The 18,188-nt window shown below is 49.3% G+C and carries 17 protein-coding genes; 8 read left to right on the top strand and 9 right to left on the bottom strand.

Going from position 1 to position 18,188, the window contains the following annotated elements; genetic code table 11:
* Position 1: 1 nt before the first annotated feature.
* The 5 genes from glyS to tfrB form a co-directional block, all read right to left on the bottom strand.
* A complete protein-coding gene (glyS, locus tag tca_RS08850) occupies positions 2-1,690 on the bottom strand; it encodes a glycine--tRNA ligase (protein ID WP_115892878.1) in 1,689 nt (562 codons plus the stop codon).
* Positions 1,691-1,705: 15 nt separating this feature from the next.
* Positions 1,706-2,299 carry a dCTP deaminase gene (dcd, locus tag tca_RS08855; protein ID WP_048061156.1) on the bottom strand — a complete coding sequence of 198 codons (594 nt, stop codon included), beginning with the start codon at positions 2,297-2,299 and terminating at the stop codon, positions 1,706-1,708.
* A gap of 16 nt (positions 2,300-2,315) precedes the next feature.
* Positions 2,316-3,413, bottom strand: a complete 1,098-nt coding sequence (locus tca_RS08860; protein ID WP_115892879.1) for a DUF1512 domain-containing protein — start codon at positions 3,411-3,413, stop codon at positions 2,316-2,318.
* Positions 3,414-3,483: 70 nt separating this feature from the next.
* Complete coding sequence (locus tag tca_RS08865; protein WP_115892880.1) at positions 3,484-4,206, bottom strand: TrmJ/YjtD family RNA methyltransferase; 723 nt, start codon at positions 4,204-4,206, stop codon at positions 3,484-3,486.
* A gap of 13 nt (positions 4,207-4,219) precedes the next feature.
* Positions 4,220-5,686: a fumarate reductase (CoM/CoB) subunit TfrB gene (tfrB, locus tag tca_RS08870; protein ID WP_115892881.1), complete on the bottom strand. Its 1,467-nt coding sequence runs from the start codon at positions 5,684-5,686 to the stop codon at positions 4,220-4,222.
* A gap of 364 nt (positions 5,687-6,050) precedes the next feature.
* Here tfrB and iorA point away from each other — a divergent pair, with 364 nt between their 5' ends.
* Complete coding sequence (gene iorA, locus tca_RS08875; RefSeq protein ID WP_115892882.1) at positions 6,051-7,907, top strand: indolepyruvate ferredoxin oxidoreductase subunit alpha; 1,857 nt, start codon at positions 6,051-6,053, stop codon at positions 7,905-7,907.
* Positions 7,904-8,494, top strand: coding sequence for an indolepyruvate ferredoxin oxidoreductase subunit beta (gene iorB / locus tca_RS08880; protein WP_115892883.1), 591 nt, complete (start codon positions 7,904-7,906; stop codon positions 8,492-8,494). Before iorA ends, iorB begins: the two co-directional genes overlap by 4 nt.
* Positions 8,495-8,541: 47 nt before the next feature.
* Here iorB and tca_RS08885 read toward each other — a convergent pair whose 3' ends face one another.
* Positions 8,542-8,973: an ACT domain-containing protein gene (locus tag tca_RS08885; protein ID WP_010877456.1), complete on the bottom strand. Its 432-nt coding sequence runs from the start codon at positions 8,971-8,973 to the stop codon at positions 8,542-8,544.
* Between the two features lie 50 nt (positions 8,974-9,023).
* A complete protein-coding gene (locus tca_RS08890) occupies positions 9,024-10,325 on the bottom strand; it encodes a phenylacetate--CoA ligase (RefSeq protein ID WP_115892884.1) in 1,302 nt (433 codons plus the stop codon).
* Positions 10,326-10,432: 107 nt separating this feature from the next.
* Between tca_RS08890 and tca_RS08895 the strand changes: the two genes are divergently transcribed.
* Complete coding sequence (locus tca_RS08895; protein ID WP_115892885.1) at positions 10,433-12,013, top strand: sodium:solute symporter; 1,581 nt, start codon at positions 10,433-10,435, stop codon at positions 12,011-12,013.
* A gap of 12 nt (positions 12,014-12,025) precedes the next feature.
* Complete coding sequence (locus tag tca_RS08900) at positions 12,026-12,217, top strand: symporter small accessory protein (RefSeq protein ID WP_010877459.1); 192 nt, start codon at positions 12,026-12,028, stop codon at positions 12,215-12,217.
* Positions 12,218-12,442: 225 nt separating this feature from the next.
* On the opposite strand, the gene tca_RS08905 is transcribed toward tca_RS08900, so the two are convergent.
* Positions 12,443-14,338, bottom strand: coding sequence for a YhgE/Pip domain-containing protein (locus tca_RS08905; RefSeq protein ID WP_115892886.1), 1,896 nt, complete (start codon positions 14,336-14,338; stop codon positions 12,443-12,445).
* Between the two features lie 148 nt (positions 14,339-14,486).
* Here tca_RS08905 and tca_RS08910 point away from each other — a divergent pair, with 148 nt between their 5' ends.
* Both tca_RS08910 and pyrE read left to right on the top strand, forming a co-directional pair.
* Positions 14,487-14,720 carry a PRC-barrel domain-containing protein gene (locus tag tca_RS08910; RefSeq protein WP_010877461.1) on the top strand — a complete coding sequence of 78 codons (234 nt, stop codon included), beginning with the start codon at positions 14,487-14,489 and terminating at the stop codon, positions 14,718-14,720.
* Positions 14,721-14,861: 141 nt separating this feature from the next.
* Positions 14,862-15,404 carry an orotate phosphoribosyltransferase gene (pyrE, locus tag tca_RS08915; protein WP_115892887.1) on the top strand — a complete coding sequence of 181 codons (543 nt, stop codon included), beginning with the start codon at positions 14,862-14,864 and terminating at the stop codon, positions 15,402-15,404.
* A gap of 21 nt (positions 15,405-15,425) precedes the next feature.
* On the opposite strand, the gene tca_RS08920 is transcribed toward pyrE, so the two are convergent.
* Positions 15,426-15,956 carry a molybdenum cofactor biosynthesis protein B gene (locus tca_RS08920; protein ID WP_115892888.1) on the bottom strand — a complete coding sequence of 177 codons (531 nt, stop codon included), beginning with the start codon at positions 15,954-15,956 and terminating at the stop codon, positions 15,426-15,428.
* Between the two features lie 595 nt (positions 15,957-16,551).
* On the opposite strand from tca_RS08920, the gene tca_RS08925 reads away from it, so the two are divergent.
* Positions 16,552-17,043, top strand: a complete 492-nt coding sequence (locus tca_RS08925; protein ID WP_170130340.1) for a type II toxin-antitoxin system VapC family toxin — start codon at positions 16,552-16,554, stop codon at positions 17,041-17,043.
* A 16-nt stretch (positions 17,044-17,059) separates the two neighbouring features.
* Positions 17,060-18,181, top strand: coding sequence for a DUF2117 family protein (locus tca_RS08930; protein ID WP_115892890.1), 1,122 nt, complete (start codon positions 17,060-17,062; stop codon positions 18,179-18,181).
* Positions 18,182-18,188 lie beyond the last annotated feature (7 nt).

The following is an 18,188-nucleotide window of genomic DNA, read 5'->3' on the forward strand; positions in this document are numbered from 1 at the left end:
TTTATCCTCTGAGTTTTTCAAGTGTGGGGACCAGTTCCTCAATCTTAACCCGTACCTGACTGCAGTCATCACGGTTTCGAAGGGTCACTGTACCATCCTCAAGGGTCTCATGATCCACCGTAACTGCAAATGGGACACCTATCTCATCTGCACGGGCATATCTCCTTCCTATTGTTCCTGATGAATCAAATTCTGCAATAAAACCTGACCTTCTGAGGTTTCTCTCTATCTCAAGGGCGGTCATCACCATCTCCTCCCGATTCACCAGTGGAAGGACAGTCACCTCAACCGGTGCAACATGGGGTGGGAGACGGAAGTAGGTCCTCTCCCCATCATCCACAAGGGAGTGCAGTAGTAGCGTGTAGATTATACGGTCAATACCAAAGGAGGGCTCTATGACGTGGGGATACACCTTCCTGCCAGTCACAACCTCCTCAACATCCTCAAAACTTACATCATCAGGGAGTATCTCGAATTCACCCTCAAGGATGAACCTTCCCTCTTCATCGAGGGCCTTCTCTATTTCATCCACATCAACCTCACTGAGGGCACTGGCTATCCTGGCGGCATCCTTACGGAATTTTGGGCCAAGTTTGCCCATGTCTGGCTTCACGGCACGTTTCCTAATTCTCCTTGGCTCATCATATTCTATGAAAACCCTGAGATCCTCCCCGCTGTGCTGGCTATGGGACCTGAGATCATAGTCGGTCCTGTCAGCTATCCCTATGATCTCTATCCAGCCGTAGGAATCTGTAAATGCCTCGACGTCCCAGCAGTCAATTGCATAGTGTGCCATTTCAGATGGAAGGTGCTGCCTGAACCTCAGGGCATCCTCGGGGATACCTATATCCATCAGGAACCTTTTTGCGAGGCATAGATGGTATGTAAGGACTTCACTTGAAATCACACCTGCTTCAAGGGCCTCAGAGGCTGTCATATCCACAGTTCCGGAGTCCTCCATCTGTCTACTGGCAGGGTACAGTCTGAGGATGTCCTCCTTAACCTCCTCAAAGTCGGGGTGTGTCTTGTCTTCAGGGTCCACGAATATCTCTGCCTCTGCCTGTGTGAATTCACGGAGCCTTATAACTCCCTGTCTGGGGGATATCTCGTTACGGTAGGATTTACCAAGCTGGACAACGCCAAAGGGCAGGCGGTTCCTGAAGAATCTCAGGAGCCTCTTGAAGGGTATGAATATGCCCTGGGCTGTTTCAGGCCTCAGATAACCTGTCTTCTTACCCCTGGCCCCTATCAGGGTCTGAAACATGAGGTTGTAGCTCCATACATGGGTTAAGTGGCCTCCACACCTGGGACACCTTATCCCCTCATCTGATATAATCTCTGTGAGTTCCTGGTTCTCAAGACCCTCAACGTCGCGTCCGGTGGCGTCCTCAATGATGTGATCGGCACGGTAGACATCCATACACTCCTTGCACTGGGTCATGGGGTCATTGAAGTGGTCAACGTGTCCAGATGCCTTGAGGGCCTCCTCAGGCATTATTGTGGGGGATTCTATCTCATAAAAACCCTCCCTCACAACATAGAATTCACGCCAGCGGTTCATTATCTTGTTCTTGAGTGTTGCCCCCAGTGGACCGTAGTCCACAAAACCTGCAACACCTGAGTAAATTTCAAATGAAGACCAGAGGAAACCTCTTTTCCTTGCAACTGTCATGGTTCTTTCATGGTTCACATTAATCACTCCCTTCTACAGTCTGGAGTTTCTTATCTCATAGTCATCCTTTATTCTGCTTGTCTGGGGCCTTGTCTGGCCGATGTACTTGCTGTCACGTGAGGGGTGCCCGTAGGGTCGCTCTGCTGGAGACGTCATTGTCTCGAATACTATCTGGCACACCCTCTGTCTGGGGTAGAGTGCAACTGGCATCTTACCTATATTGGATATTTCAAGGGTTATCCTTCCATGGAAACCGGGGTCTATGTACCCTGCTGTGACATGCATGGTTATACCAAGCCTCCCGATGGATGAACGACCCTCAACCCTGGCAACAAGGTCCTCAGGCAGGGCTATGTATTCGTGGGTTGTTGCAAGGGCGAATTCACCGGGATGTATTATGAAGGGTCCGTCCTCAACATGGAATGTCTCCATATAGGACTCTATATCTGAGGGGTCCTTGGGGTCTATGCAGGGTTTCCTTATAACCCGGAACCCCTTAAATTCATTACCTATCCTGAGATCAACCGATGATGGCTGTATCTGTCTTTCAGGGTCATCAAGGGGGTCTATGGTGATGAGGCCCTCCTCGATGTACCTCTTTATGTCACGGTCACTGAGTATCGCCATTAAAAACATCTCCTCTCTAATCTCTGCCATTATCCTCCTTCTTAACCTTGATTTCATCGGGGTTTTCCACGGAGTCAGGGATGCCGCTGCTGTTACCGGTACCCACTATGAGGATGGAGTCTGCATCGGATTCAGAGACGATCCCCTTTATCTGTTCAAGGGCCACCCTGCAGCCCTCCAGGACATCCTCTGGCATCTGACTCATTGCCTCCTCAGGGGACATCTTTATTATGATGGAGTGGGTTCTATGTTCCAGCACCATGTTCTCTATGAACCACTTCTCAACACCGGACCCGCCGATGGCCACACCCATACCGCAGGCCACAGCCCCGGTCTTCTCGCCCTCAAGCTTTGCAGCAGCATCAACCATTATTATCTCATCAAACTCATCGCGGGTAAGGATTTCCTCCATGGCCTTTATCATCATCCCGAGCCTTGAACCGGGACCTCTGGGCCTCAGAATACCAACTTCCTTCCCCATAAACCTCTTTTTAACATAGACCATTTCATGCAGGTGCTCCCTCTGGTCCCTGTTCTCTATCAGCATCCCTGCAGTGAGGGGACCTGCACCATCACCTATGGGAAGGCAGCGTGATATGGCCCTGCAGCCGTCCATGTAGGCCCTGGCGGTTCGCATGATCAGCTCAAGATTCATCTGGAGTGCCACAAGGATCTGAAGGTTCCCGGTTTTCCTTGCAAGTTCAAGGTTGTGCCTGAGGAATTTGAGTATCCCCCTCATTCCTGCAGCAACCCTGATGCACATGATGATGGAGGCCCTCCTTTCGGTATCAGCAGCGGGTGGAAACCTTTCAACAAGTTTCTGGAGCCTCAGATCACCCATCTCAAGGAGCCGGCGGTACCTATCTGCCAGCCCTGCTGGATCAATATCTGATGGCGGGATTATGAAGAATTCAAGGTAATCCTCAAGGGTCCTGGGGTCCTCAGGCTCTGCAAGTTCTGCCAGGATTTTCATGGCATCACCCTCCATATCCTCGAGCTCGGCTATGGCCCCCTCAATGGCTGAGAAGATCCTCATCCTGACAATTGCAGGTAGGAGTATGATGAGGAGGATGAATGCAGCCATCCCAAGGATATCAAGGATACTGAAGGGCACAGAGAACCACCATCAACCTTTCATCCGGTTCTTTATTCTCAGGGATACTGAAGGGCACAGAGAATCACCATCAACCTTTCATCCGGTTCTTTATTCTCCTGAGGACTCCCTTGAGCGTGTGGGCCTCCCTTGCGGTTATGAAGGCCCTTCCGGTGATGTTCCTGAACACCCTCGAGGCCACCCTCTGCTTATGTTCCGGGATGTCAATCAGCGAGAGTATCTCATCCATTTCCTCCAGGAGAAGACTCTTTTCCATGGCAGAGGCCTCTTCAAGGCCCTCACATCTGAATTCCCTATCTCTGAACAGCTCATAGAATATTATGGCTGCAGCATGTGTTATATTCATTATCGGATACTCCTCTGAGGTCGGTACACTCACAACCATGTCGCAGAGACCTATCTCCTCATTGGAAAGACCGTCACCCTCGCGCCCGAATAGTATGAAGGTCCCTGAGGAGGGCCTGATAGCATCTGCAAGCTGTGATGGTCTGAGGGGGATCCTGTCCACGTTGTAACTGCCACCAGGAACGCCGGTGGTCCCCACAAGGAAGTCAGGCTCCAGGGAATCTATCATCTCATGAAGGTCCCGATAAATCAGGGCACCCTCCACGATGTCCCTTGCATGCATTGCCTGATAGTAGGCTTCATCCTCGAGTTCACAGGGGTTTATGAGGATCAGGGTCCTCAGACCAAAATTCTTCATTGCCCTTGCCAGGAACCCGATATTTCCAGGGGTTTCAGGTTCGACGAAGACAACGCTGATATTTTCTGCCAGCATTTCCAGGGCTTCCATGTCTCTCAACCCTTTAATCGGAATAGGCAAGGTCCAGGAGTTCAAGTATGTTCATGACCCTGACTTTTTCCAGGCCCGCAAGGTCAAGGGAGTCCCTGATATGGAGCTGACAGAAGGGGCATATTGTTACAACAGCGTCAACATCGAGTTCACGTATCATATCTGCCTTCTTCCTGCCGAGGGCCTCTGCTATCTCTGGCTTACCTGACTTCACTCCACCACCGGATCCACAGCACTGATCAGGTTTCTCCATTTCAACGAATTCGAGGCCTGGTATCTTCCTCAGGATCTTCCTAGGTTCGAATTCAACTCCCTGGCCCCGTTTGAGGTGGCAGGGGTCATGGTAGGTCACCCTCATATTCACTGGCTTCATTTTGATGGTGTCGATTCTGTCTGCAAGGAATTCACTTATATCAAGGACGTTCAGCTTAACACCGTAGCGTGGATAGTCCTTTTTCAGGGTAGCGCCGCAGCCAGCACAGACGGTTATTATGGTATCATAGTCCCTGAGGGCCCTCCTGTTCTTCTCAACAAGGTCCTCAACTATGTCGACCTGCCCGGTTCTTATCATGGGTGATCCGCAGCAAACCTGTCCCTCCGGGACGTCAACATCAAAGCCGTGCTCCCTGAGAACCCTGAGGAGTGCCATTCCAACCTCTGGCATCCTGTAATCCACCAGGCAGCCGGTGAAGAAACCTATCCGTGACCCGGGGTTTTTGCCGACTGATTCAATGAAACCATCCTTTATCCTGTCAACGGATCTTCCTGTTTCTGAGATAAGTTTTTTGATTCTCCTGTGGGCATCGAGGGGCCCGGAACCCTCCCTGCACGCCATTGCCCTCAGTTTTTCAATGGCATCACCGGGCACATTGAGTTCCTTGGGGCAGACCTCTGCACACTTACCGCAGGTTGTACAGCAGTACAGTCCTTTATCCACGCCCTCCTGTGCCCTGTCGCCAGTGTCACGGGGGTCGAAGGCGAATTTGGACAGGTACCTCATGAAGTAGGGCCCGGCGTACTCTGAACTCTCCTTTATAACGGGGCAGGAGCTTATACAGGAGAAGCATTCAATACATCCCCTGAGCTTCTTGGAGTCCAGGTAATCCTCTGGTCTGATCCTCTGGATTCCCTCAGAGGATGCCTGGAGATATAACTGCATTGACTTTACCTTCTCCTCTATTTCTCCACGATCGACCATGAGGTCCTTTATAACGGGGAGGTCGATGGGTTCTATGATGGCACCATCCTCCACCTCAGCGCGGCATGCCAGCACAACTTCTCCATTCATCTTAACAGCACATGAACCGCACTGCCCTGCCCTGCAGGAGCTTCTGAATGCAATATTGGCTCCGTGAATTTTATTTATTAGTTGAAGGGCGTCAAGGACCTTCATGTTCTCCTTTGAGGGTATTTCATAACTTTCAAGGTGTGGTTTCTCATCTACACCCGGCTCAAATCTTAAAACCCTGATATTTATCATTTCCATCTCCATGCTGACTCATATGAAAAACTTCAGAATGAACTGAATTTTAATTGTTTATCAACACATATTAAGGTTTGTGATTTTAACTGATAATCTTTTAAACAATACAGACATATGTATTCTGGAAGTGCTCCGGGACCGGCGCGTCCTGCTGAGTGGTATCTTCATAGTGTTATCAGAAGTTCAGCACTCAACATAAAATCAAACACCGGAGTCCATCAACAGTTAAAGAGATATTGTGAAGAATATCATATGGGTTCCTCAGATTTGGCTGGATCAGCTGAGGATATTGTGAAGAATATCATATGGGTTCCTCAGATTTGGCTGGATCAGCTTTATATACCATCATCAAGGTGATTTAATGGAACTGGAGGATATACTTAACGCCAGAGAGGGCGATAAACTGTTCTTACTTGGCAACGAGGCTGCTGTGAGGGCAGCGATAGAGTCAGGGGTGGGGGTTGCAAGCACCTACCCTGGAACACCATCATCGGAGATAGGCAATGTGCTCTCAGGGATCGCAAAGAGGGCAGGAATGTACTTTGAATTCTCTGTGAATGAAAAGGTGGCCCTGGAGGTTGCTGCAGCTGCAGCTGCCTCAGGTGTCAGATCATTCACCTTCATGAAACACGTCGGCCTTAACGTGGCCTCTGACTCCTTCATGAGCACAGCCTACACCGGTGTGAGGGCTGGCATGGTGGTTCTCACAGCCGACGACCCATCCATGTTCTCTTCCCAGAACGAGCAGGACAACAGACACTACGCCCGCCTCGCATGCGTCCCTCTCCTGGAACCATCAGATCCCCAGGAGGTACTGGAATTCATGAACCATGCCTTTGAACTATCAGAGGATTACGGCCTGCCGGTCCTCCTGAGGACAACAACCAGGGTATCCCACATGAGGGGAGTGGTTGAGGTGGGCAGCAGGATGCGTGAACCTTCAGAGGGGTTCTTCAGGAGGGACCCGGAACGATTTGTACCGGTACCTGCCACCGCGAGGGTGATGCACAGGAAACTTGTTGATAAGATGAAGGAACTGAGGATACGTGCAGATGAATCAGAACTCAACAGAGTATTCAATGGGGGCAGTGATTCAGAACTTGGGGTAGTGGCCTCAGGCGGGGCCTTCAACTATGTATACGATGCTCTTGAATCCCTTGGTCTTGAATTACCGGTACTCAAACTTGGATTCACGTATCCATTCCCTGCAGGACTTGTGGAGGAGTTCCTCTCAGGCCTTAAACGTGTCCTGGTTGTTGAGGAGGTTGACCCCATAATGGAGAGGGAGGTCCTTGCAGTAGCGGGATCCGCCCGCCTGGACCTTGATGTCCATGGAAAACTTGATGGCACACTCCCTGAGATATACGAGTACAATGAGGACATACTCAGAAAAGCCATATCAGGGCTTACAGGCGCACCATCAGTTGAAAGGGAATGTGATGTCCCGGATATACCTGAAAGACCTCCTTCACTCTGTCCGGGATGTCCGCACAGGGCTTTCTATTACGCCGTGAGGAGGGCTGCTGATGAACTGGAACTCTCAGGGGATGAGATCATATTCCCGACAGATATAGGGTGTTACACCCTTGGAATAGAGCCTCCATACTCTGCAGCAGATTACCTCCTGAGCATGGGATCCAGCATAGGAACCTCCTGTGGATTCTCAGCCGCGACCACCCAGAGGATAGTCTCCTTCATAGGTGACTCCACATTCTTCCATGCAGGCATACCCCCACTCATAAATGCTGTGCACAACAAGCAGAGATTTGTGCTGGTTGTCCTCGATAACAGGACAACGGCCATGACGGGTGGTCAGCCACACCCGGGCCTGCCTGTAGATGGGATGGGTGATGAGGCCCCTGAGATCTCCATTGAGGAAATAGTGAGGGCCTCTGGAGTGGAATTTGTGGAGACGGTGAACCCCATGAACATAAAAAGAACATCAGAAACAGTTAAACGGGCCCTGGAACATGAATCCGTGGCTGTGGTGATCTCAAAGTATCCTTGCATGCTCTCCTCTGGAGCGGTCCGCGGGAGGCCAATGGCTGTTGATGGGGAGAAATGTGATCTCTGTCTGGAATGCATCAGGGACCTTGCCTGCCCTGCGATGGTGACCCGTGAGGGGGAGGTGTTCATAGACCCTCTAAAGTGCAGGGGATGCAGTGTATGCCTCCAGATATGTCCCGCAGGAGCAATAAAACCGGAGGGAAAAGGATGAACTACAATATTTACGTCTGTGGCGTGGGCGGCCAGGGCATAATAAAGACCTCGGTCATAATCGGTGAGGCTGCAATGAAAAAGGACATCAACGTCGTTATGAGTGAAATACACGGGATGGCCCAGAGGGGAGGGTCAGTCTCAACTGAGATAAGGATTGGTGAAGTTCATGGATCCATCATCCCTGATGGAGAAGCCGATCTTGTGCTGGCCTTCGAACCACTTGAGGCCATCAGGGCCCTTCCAAAGATGTCTGAAGAATCAGAGGTCATCCTGAACACGTCAGTGATACCACCCTTCAACCTCATGAGGAGCCCGCACCCCTACCCGCCACTTGATGAGATCATGTCAACCCTTGAGGAGAGGGCAGGGAGTGTCAGGGGATTCAATGCAGAGGAAATTGCCCTGAAGGCAGGTCACATACTCTCCCTAAACATGGTGATGCTTGGAGCTGCAGCAGCCACCCGGGGATTCCCTCTCGAATCGGAGTCACTGATCAGTTCCATGAGGGATAACCTGCCATCCAGACTGATTGATGTGAATCTGAAGGCATTCAGGAATGGATTCGAGGCTGCAGCTGAGTCCTGAGATGCTGTTAGAATGAGTGTCAGTGTCTGATGCTTCTGAGAGGGGTTTTAGAGGATGAGGATGTCATCCGAGGACAGGACGGGTATACCTGCATCCTCAAGGGCCCTTATGCCCTCATCCACATCCTCTGTCCTTATGACCACAACGGCCTTCTCACCCTTCTTCTCAACGAAGGCATAGATGTATTCAACATTTATGTCATGGTCTGTGAGGACTCCAAGTATTCCATCAAGGCCGCCTGGTTCATCCGGGACCTCCACGGCTATCACATCGTTGACCCTAACAACGAAGTTTCTCTCCTCAAGGGCCCTCCTGGCCAGTTCAGGGTCGGAGACTATCATCCTGAGTATTCCGAACTCGGATGTGTCTGCAATTGAAAGTGCCCTGATGTTGATGCCTGCCTCTGAGAGGGCGTGGATGGCATTCTTCAATCTCCCCTTTCTGTTCTCAAGGAATACAGATATCTGTTTCAGTTTCATTCAAAACACCTCTTAGCCTTCATTCAATCCATTAACCCTTTCTCAGGTCTTCAGTCAAATTTCCTCTTATCTATGACCCTGATGGCCTTACCCTCACTCCTGGGAAGACTTCCTGGCTCCACGAGTGTCACATTAACCCTGAGGCCTATCTCACTGTGTATATGCTTCTCTATCATCCTCTTGGCCTCTTCAACGTGTTTAACCTCATCTGAGAAGAGCTCGGGGGATGCCTCCACCTGGACCTCAAGTTCATCAAGGAACTCTGGCCTTGTTACAACTATCTGGTAGTGGGGTTCCAGTCCCTTTATCTTGAGGAGGGCCCTCTCTATCTGTGACGGGAACACTATAACGCCACGGATCTTGAGCATATCGTCGCTTCTACCTGTTATCCTGTCCATCCTTACAAGGGTGCGGCCGCATCCACATTCACCATCTCTGAGGGCTGTTATATCCTTGGTCCTGAACCTAAGGACTGGCATGCCCTCCCTTGTGAGTGTTGTAAGGACGAGTTCCCCCTTTGTTCCATTGGGGAGTTTCTCCCCGGTTTTGGGGTCTATTATCTCGGGGTAGAAGTGGTCCTCTGCAATGTGGAGTCCCTTCTTCTCTGTGCACTCCATCGCGACTCCAGGACCTATTATCTCTGTGAGGCCGTAGATGTTAAGGGCTGTGAGGCCCAGCCTGGCCTCTATGGTTTCCCTCATCTCTTCGGTCCACATCTCTGCACCGAATATCCCTGATTTCAGGTTCAGTTCACCGATATCCACACCCTCCTTCTCAAGGACCTCTGCAAGGTAGAGTGCATAGGATGGTGTGCATGTTATCACTGTGGTGCCAAAGTCCTGCATTATCTCAATCTGGCGCTTTGTGTTACCTGCTGAGATGGGGATCACCGTGGCCCCGATTTTCTGGCCCCCGTAGTGCACACCCAGACCTCCTGTGAAGAGTCCGTAGCCGTAGCAGTTCTGTATGCGGTCCTTCCTGGTGGCCATGCCCATTGTCAGGGCCCTTGCCATCACCTCAGACCATATTTCAAGGTCCCTGCTGGTGTAACCTGATACAACGGGTTTACCTGTTGTCCCTGATGATGTATGCACCTCCACTATCTCCTCGTCAGGTACCGCGAACATGCCGAAGGGGTAGGCCTCCCTGAGGTCATTCTTTGTGGTGAATGGTAGCTTCTCTATGTCATCAAGGGTTTCTATATCCTCGGGGAATACTCCTGCATCTTTCAGACGCTTATTGTAGTAGGGCACGTTTTCGTAGGCTCTTTTGACTGTATTCTGGAGCCTCCTGAGCTGTAATTCCTGTTTTTCTTCCTGACTCATACATTCGGCTTCAGGGTTCCATATCATTTCGATCTCCTTCGATGAGCTTTCTTGTTTTTTCTGTCTCTAAAGACTTATATGTTAACTGTCATTATCATTAATTATAATTTGATGGATTTAAAGGAGGATGTTGAATGGATCTTTTAATACTCGGTATCGTCGTTCTCATCTACTTCCTTCTTGTGGGCTACGTTGGATACGTGGCATGGAGAAGGACAGAGACCTCAGAGGACTACATGGTGGCCGGTAGAAGGACCCACCCCTACATCATGGCCATGAGTTATGGAGCCACCTTCATAAGCACGGCGGCCATCGTCGGCTTCGGTGGAATGGCAGGTGTCTTTGGGATGGGTATACTCTGGCTCGTGTTTCTCAACATACTTGTAGGTGTATTCATTGCATTCGTGTTTTTTGGTAAGCGCACAAGGAAGATGGGCCACAACATGTCGGCCCTCACATTCCCGGAATTCCTGGGGAGGAGATTTAACAGCAGATTCCTTCAGTACTTTGGTGGGGCCATAATCTTTCTTGGAATGCCCCTGTATGCATCCGTTGTCCTGATAGGTGCTGCAAGGTTCATTGAAACAACCCTTGGCCTGGACTTCAGCATCGCCCTGATACTGATGGCTGTCATAGTGGCTGTTTATGTTGTTCTTGGAGGTATAAGGGGTGTTATGTACACCGACGCCCTTCAGGGCACCATAATGTTCCTTGGAATGATATTCCTTGTTGTATCGACCTACTACCTTCTTGGCGGAGTTGTGGACGCTCATCAGGCACTCACAAACATTTCACACCTCATACCCGCCAAGGCCCGGGCAATAGGGGCAACTGGCTGGACCAGCATGCCTTTATATGGCAGCCCCTACTGGTGGACGCTCCTCTCAACAATAATCCTTGGTGTTGGTGTGGGTGTCCTTGCACAGCCCCAGCTCATAGTGAGGTTCATGACCGTGAAATCCAACAGGGAGCTCAACAGAGGTGTTCTAATAGGCGCACTCTTCATATTCGTGATGACCTGGAGCGCCTACGTCGTTGGGGCACTTTCAAATGTCTACTTCTTCAGGAAGATGGGCATGATAGCGGTGCAGGCTGCTGGTGGAAACGCAGATAAGATAATACCTTTCTTCATAAAGTCTGCCATGCCCGAGTGGTTCTCGTACATCTTCATGCTGACGCTGCTCTCAGCAGCCATGTCAACACTCAGTGCCCAGTTCCATGTCCAGGGGACTGCCATAGGTAGGGACGTCTATGAGACAGTAAGAAGGAGGAAGGGTGATAGATCCGTCCTCATCACAAGGGGAGGCATAATAATAGCGGTACTTATAGCGGTGGTCCTCGGCTACCTGCTACCAGGAAGCATAGTTGCACAGGGAACAGCCCTTTTCTTCGGGATATGTGCAGCATCCTTCCTTTCGGTCTATGTTGCAGCCATATTCTGGAAGAGGGCCACAAGGCAGGGTGCGATAGCCGGAATGGTTTCAGGAGCCATTGTAAGTCTGTTCTGGTTACTCTTCGAATACAAGAAGACTGCGGAGGCCCTTGGAATTGCCAAGGCACTCTTCGGGGGCCCGGTTATAGCAGCGATGCCATGGCCGGTGGTGGACCCGATACTGGTGGGTGTGCCGGTCTCAGCCATCTTCATGGTGGCTGTCAGCCTTCTTACGGAACCACCCTCTGATGAGCACATCCAGAAATGTTTTAACGGAGTTTAGTGGAGGTCAAGCATGGTACTTGGAATACCTGACCCATGGGTATGGGGCGCATATATCCTCTGCATCCTGATAACAGTCTTCTGCGTTATCTACGGCCTGGTGAACTGGAACCGGGGCGGTGAAGATGAGGAAGAACAGATAATGGAAGAACTCAGGTGGGAGGAAGAGGAGAAAAGGATGGAAGAGGATGAACTTGGTCTTTAAGAGGGATCTTCTCCATCTAATCCTTTAATTTTTTTACCCGGATCTCAGGTTAAACAACAAAGCATGAGAATCCACAGCCCTGAATTTTTGTTCAAATAAAATCAGGTCTCTGTGAAGGGCCCTGTTAGTTCTGTGTCCGGGTCTGTTTTGTTGCATGACTTCAGAGTGGTAGAGAATCAGCTGATGTTTGGGACTAAAAAATAAAAATAAAAGAATCAGGGTTTATCAGAAAAGACCGCTTTCTTCCAGCTTGCTTTCCATCCAGTGAGCCCTCTTATCCATCTTCTCCTTGACGAGAACCGTGATAATGAAGGTTGCCACCGGGAAGAGGCTGAGAACTGCAATGTTCGTCCAGTAGATGCTCCAGATCACACCACCAACAACCTCCCTCAGGGCGCCAACAGCGTAGGTGAGGGGGAGGTAGGGGTGTATCGCCTGGAAAAATGGGGGTAGCAGTTCCACAGGGAATATACCTCCGGTACCGGTAATCTGGAGTACAAGAATTATTATTGATAGGGCCTTACCGGCATTTCCCAGGGCAGAGGTCAGTGAATATATTATGAGCATGGAGCATATGCTCACATAGATGGATGTGAGCAGCAGTAGCATGCTTCCCGTGGTCTGCACCCTCAGAAACATTGCACCGGCAACAACAACGAGGGCCTGGAATACTGCTATTATTATGAAGAGGCCCATCCTACCGAAGTAGACCTGGATGCTACTGTAGTCACCGTACTTCACCCTCATGCTTATCATTGCAACTGCGATTATACCGCCTATCCACAGGGATATGGGTATGTAAAATGGTGCCAGTGCAGATCCATAGTTCTTCACAGGATAGATGTGCTCTTTCTCCATCCTCACAGGGCTCCTGAAGTACTCCCTCACAGCGGAGGGGTCAATGTCAGCCAGCTTAACGAGGCTGTTGAGGTCATCATCGCTGATCATGTTCAGCTTTCTGCTGGCATCCTGGATGGCTGACCTCATGGCCGGCCATCTGGCGTTTGCCATACCCAGCTTCGCTGAAGCATCCTGCATTGCAGCGTCTATCTCGTCCCTGCTGTCCATGAGTTTGTTGAGGGCGCTGTCCATCCTGTCGATGGAGGCCTTAAGCTTCACAATCCGGTCAGTGGTGCCCTTTGTTTTGAGATCAGATTCAATTGCCTGCAATATCCCGAGAACTGAACTGGCCTTCTCTACATTTGTATCAATCTGGTCAATGGCTGTTTTCAGTTTTGGGTCTCCTGTGGCCGAGTAAAGGCTGGCAAGAACCGCCCGGAGATATTTCATTGAGGTTATTGCCTCTGATAGGTGTGACTCCATGCTCTGGACCGTTGAAAGGGCCTTTGCAGGGTCTTTCCCGATGTAACTTTCAAGGAGGCTGTATTTCTCCTTCACAAAGTTGGCGTTGTCTCTGATTTCTGGTAGATCTGTTTTAAGTGAGGACCACAGATTCTGTCCCTTTTCCAGGTCTGAGTTGGCGGTGCTGAGTGTTTCATCGATTTTACCGAGGTTCCCATTAAGTTCATTGATGAATCTCTTTGTCCTGAGTATATCGTCCCTGTTTGCCCTTGCAAGTTCACCTGCTTCGCTTATCTTACCGAATACTATTCCATCAATGGTTTTAACGACTTCACTGTTTATCTTTGCCTGGAGGGCATCTGCCCCAGCGTTTGTTATCCTTGGCGCAACAGGGTTTAACTTGTCATTCACCATGTACTTTATACTTGCCTGTCTGGGGGTCCCGTTCTTTATTGAGAGGAGGTCAGAGCTGAAGTTTCCAGGTATTATGAGAACGGCGTAGTATCTTCCCTTCCTCAGGCCGTCCATTGCATCGGATCGGTCAACGAACTGCCAGTCGAAGTTTCTGTTCTTCCTGAGTTCACTGACAAATTCTGCACCCACGTTCATGTGTGTGCCATTGAAATCCGCTCCCCTGTCCTCATTGACAACAGCAACCTCTATACTGGAGGTCCTTGAGTATGGATCAAGGGTCGCCTGGATGTTGAATACGGCGTAGAGCGCCGGGATGCAGATTATAACTGCGATTACGAAGAGTACAACTGGACTGTTTTTAACGGTCTTCATATCCTTCCAGAATATTTCCAGGGCCTTTCTCATGGGTTTTATGCCTCCAAAAATAAAATATATTTTTGTAAGAAAAACAACTTAATGGACATCATAATATAAAAGTCTTTCGGTGAACGGCATTTAAAATTATAAATACCAATAAGACCAATAATAAATACAGTGATTAAATGGTGGTATTATGAGAATAGTTGAGGAAATGGTTGGTAAAGAGGTTCTTGACAGCTCTGCAAAGGTCATAGGGAAGGTAAAGGACGTGGAAGTCGACATAGAATCCCAGGCAATAGAATCACTTGTTCTTGGGAAGGGCGGAATATCAGAGGGCCTTGGACTATCAAAGGGTGAAACAATAGTCCCCTATGAAATGGTCAAGAAGATAGGTGACAAGATACTCCTCAAAGGCCCTGAAGAATAGACCCGATGGGCCGGTGAAGAGATTGGAGCTCAGGGGAATCTGCAGCATCTGCGGGCGTGCAGGTTTTCTTCACACGTGTAGACTTTGCGGGGCACAGGTATGTTCAGATTGCTACGTTCCAGAGCTGGGAGTCTGTAAGATATGCAGGTCAAAAATACAGAGGAACTCAGAAGGGAGCTTATAGAACTTCTGTCTGAAATGGATGTCGTTCAGAGGGGTAAATTCATCCTCTCATCCGGCAGGGAAAGCGATTACTATGTTGATATAAAGAGGGCGGTAACGGAGCCGGCTGTCCTTGACGTTATAGCGAGGCTAATAGCCGATGCGGCCGGTGAAGTGGACAGGATAGCCGGTCCAGCCCTCGGGGCGGTCCCAATAGCCACTGCGGTGTCACTCTACTCCAGAAAACCGCTCCTGATGATAAGAAAGGAGAAAAAGGGATACGGAACATCAAAACTCATTGAGGGGGATCTGCAGAAAGGTGACAGGGTTGCCGTGGTTGAGGACGTTACAACGACTGGCGGTTCTCTTCTTAAGGCGGTTAGGGCAATTCAGGAGAATGGTGGGATCGTTGAGAAGGCATTTGTTATTGTTGACCGTGAGGAAGGGGCTGTCGAGGAATTTAAAAGGGAGGGCATAACCCTCATACCCCTACTTTCGGTATCTGACTTCAACCATTCCTGAACATTCTATTATTATTTCTCACTATTCCCGCAGGTGCTTCACAAGGTGACCTATCTCCGGGACCACAATTTCGATTCCAAGCTTAACTGCGTTGGGTGATCCCGGCAGTGCAAATATGAGGGTCCCCCGGTAAACGCCTGCAGTTGCCCTGCTGAGTATTGCCCCGGCTCCAAGCTCCTTGAATGAGAGATACCTGAATATCTCACCGAAACCATCAAGTTCCTTTTCAAAGATCCCCCTGAGTGTCTCAACGGTTATATCACGGCTTCCGATGCCGGTGCCGCCTGTGGTGAATATGACTGATACCCCTTCATCGATCATGTCATGAATTGCAGAGATGAGCTTCTCACCATCGTCGGGTATCACAGTGTATTCTGAAACACTGTAATCACGGGAGAGTGCATCAACCAGAAGTCTGCCAGATGTGTCACTTTCGGGTATTTCACCGGTCTCCTGGAACTCCCGGTACTTTGAATCACTGAGGGTGATGACACCGCAGCTGATATTCTCTGGAGCTGAGGCCCTGTGCTCCTCCATACTCTGACTTTTCATATTCATCAACCGTCTACTTAATACTGAATTATGGATGTAACAATTTATTTATGTGGGCGTGATTTATAAGTCTTCTGGTTTTTAGCTTATCGAAAATGATTATAATCCCCTTTCTGACAAGGAGAGAAAAGTAATAAAAATTTATGACGATTTGATCGGGGTAGGGTTTGATATTGGATTGGAGGCGGTTTCAATTCCAATTTAAAAGACCAGAATAAGTTTTAAAAGTCCTGGACCCTACCCGTTTACTATATATTAACAGCACTATTTATAAAGTTTTCGTTAGGTTATTTAAATCAGCATCTGGGAGCCATAATCCCGTTTAAAGGTTTTAAAACCATTTAAATCCAAAAAAACAGGTTTCTAACAGTTTTATTAGATTCTGTGGTAATACTTTTTCATGTCAGCCCGGTTACCATTCAGCAGCTCTGAAGCCTTTAAGGATGGAAACATACATCCACATTTTTGCAGGGATCTTTCCTGGGGCAGTGCAGCTGATTGCGTTTTTCCTCTTCATCATCTCAAGGTACATTTATTAGGGTGATCCCTCAAAGCTGAAGACAGAGACCCCATGCATATTGATAATGTGGTTTTTATGAAGAAGGTTCTTGACGCGTCTGCCTTCATAAATGGATACGTGCCAGAGGGAAGGGAAAATTACACTGTCAGGTCGGTCACAGAGGAGATCAGGGATTTCAGGTCAATGATGATACTGGAGGATGCACTGAGGGAAGGTAGACTCAAAATAACCGAACCCGACCCTGAGAGCATGAAGGTGGTGGAGGACGCCATCAGCGAATCAGGAGACATAATGAGACTTTCCCCCACAGACATGGAGGTCATAGGCCTTGCAGTTTCCCTGAGGGGGGAGGATGACGTCACTGTGATAACAGACGACTACACAATACAGAACACACTGAAAATCCTGGGTATAGGGTTCAGGAGTGTTCTAACATCAGGTATAAGGGACACCTACAGCTGGAGACGGGTATGCACCGGGTGCCGGAGGGTGTACCCCCTGGACTATGAATTTGAGGAATGTGAGATATGCGGTTCAAGAATAGTCCGCAAGAGGCACAGAAACTGAAACTTCAGGTGATTTCATGAAGATAGGAGTGGTTGTTCACGGACCACACATTGTTGATTCTGGCTATGCAGCACAGCTCATAGAACTCCTTAGAAAATACGGTCATGTGAAGGCAAGACTGGGAGGCACCATGGGAAGAACAGCTGTCTACGACGCCCACCTTGAGGATATCATAGACATCTCAGAGAAGAGACTTCCCAGTGAATCGGTTGACCTCTGTGCAGAGGAGGGCCATGACCTTGTTGTACTCATGAACTATGGAAAATCCCGCATAACCGGCCACGGCTTTGGCTACAAGGTATTCCAGAGGTCGGAGAAGAAACCGCCCATGGTCCAGATAGAAAGACCTGGAGAGCCCGATGGAAGTGTTGTACCCTGGAGGAGGGAGGTACTCCCATTCGCAGAAAAGCTTGCAGATGAACTTGGACTTGAACTGGTGGACCCCGAGGAGATATGCCGTGAAATATTCCATGGAGAGCCCTGCAACGAACAGGAACCTGATAGCAGGGAATACCGCAGACTCGTGGGTGTCTCAGAGAACGAGAACATCTTTGTCAACGGTATAGTGGTGGGGACATCAACCTCAGATGACGTCACACTGGTTGCAGAGAACGGCATAATCACAAATATAATCGGGGGCCGCATAAAGAAACACGGCGTCGAGAAGCTTGGAAGGGTCAACCTAAGGGACGCGGTGGTGAAGACAGGACTCCTAAGACGATCCGATGTAAAACCAAGAAAGGTGAAGCTAAGAGAAAATAATAAGGAGAGCTTCAGGGTTTCATTCCTCAACCACGCAGCAGAGGACATCTACAGCCTTCATGACGCTGACCTGGTTGTCACCGTGGGAGACGACACGACCCTTGTGGCAGCAGACATACTCTACAGGTTTGACGTTCCAATCATTGGCATCACAGATGGAGACATTGACAGGGTTGTCAGGAACGGTTTCAAATGCTCAGGTTCCATCATAATAGAATTTGAGGGAGGATGGGATGATATAGTGGGTGAGAGGATCCACAGGGAGCTATTCAGGGGCAGTGACACAATTGAAGTGGAGGACTTGGAAACTTTTAAAAAGGATCTGCTACAGATTATAGATAATATAGGTGCAGAATACACTGTGAGATACACCTAAACGATAC

It is taken from the genome of Methanothermobacter sp. EMTCatA1, assembly GCF_002356395.1.
GTDB lineage: Archaea > Methanobacteriota > Methanobacteria > Methanobacteriales > Methanothermobacteraceae > Methanothermobacter > Methanothermobacter thermautotrophicus.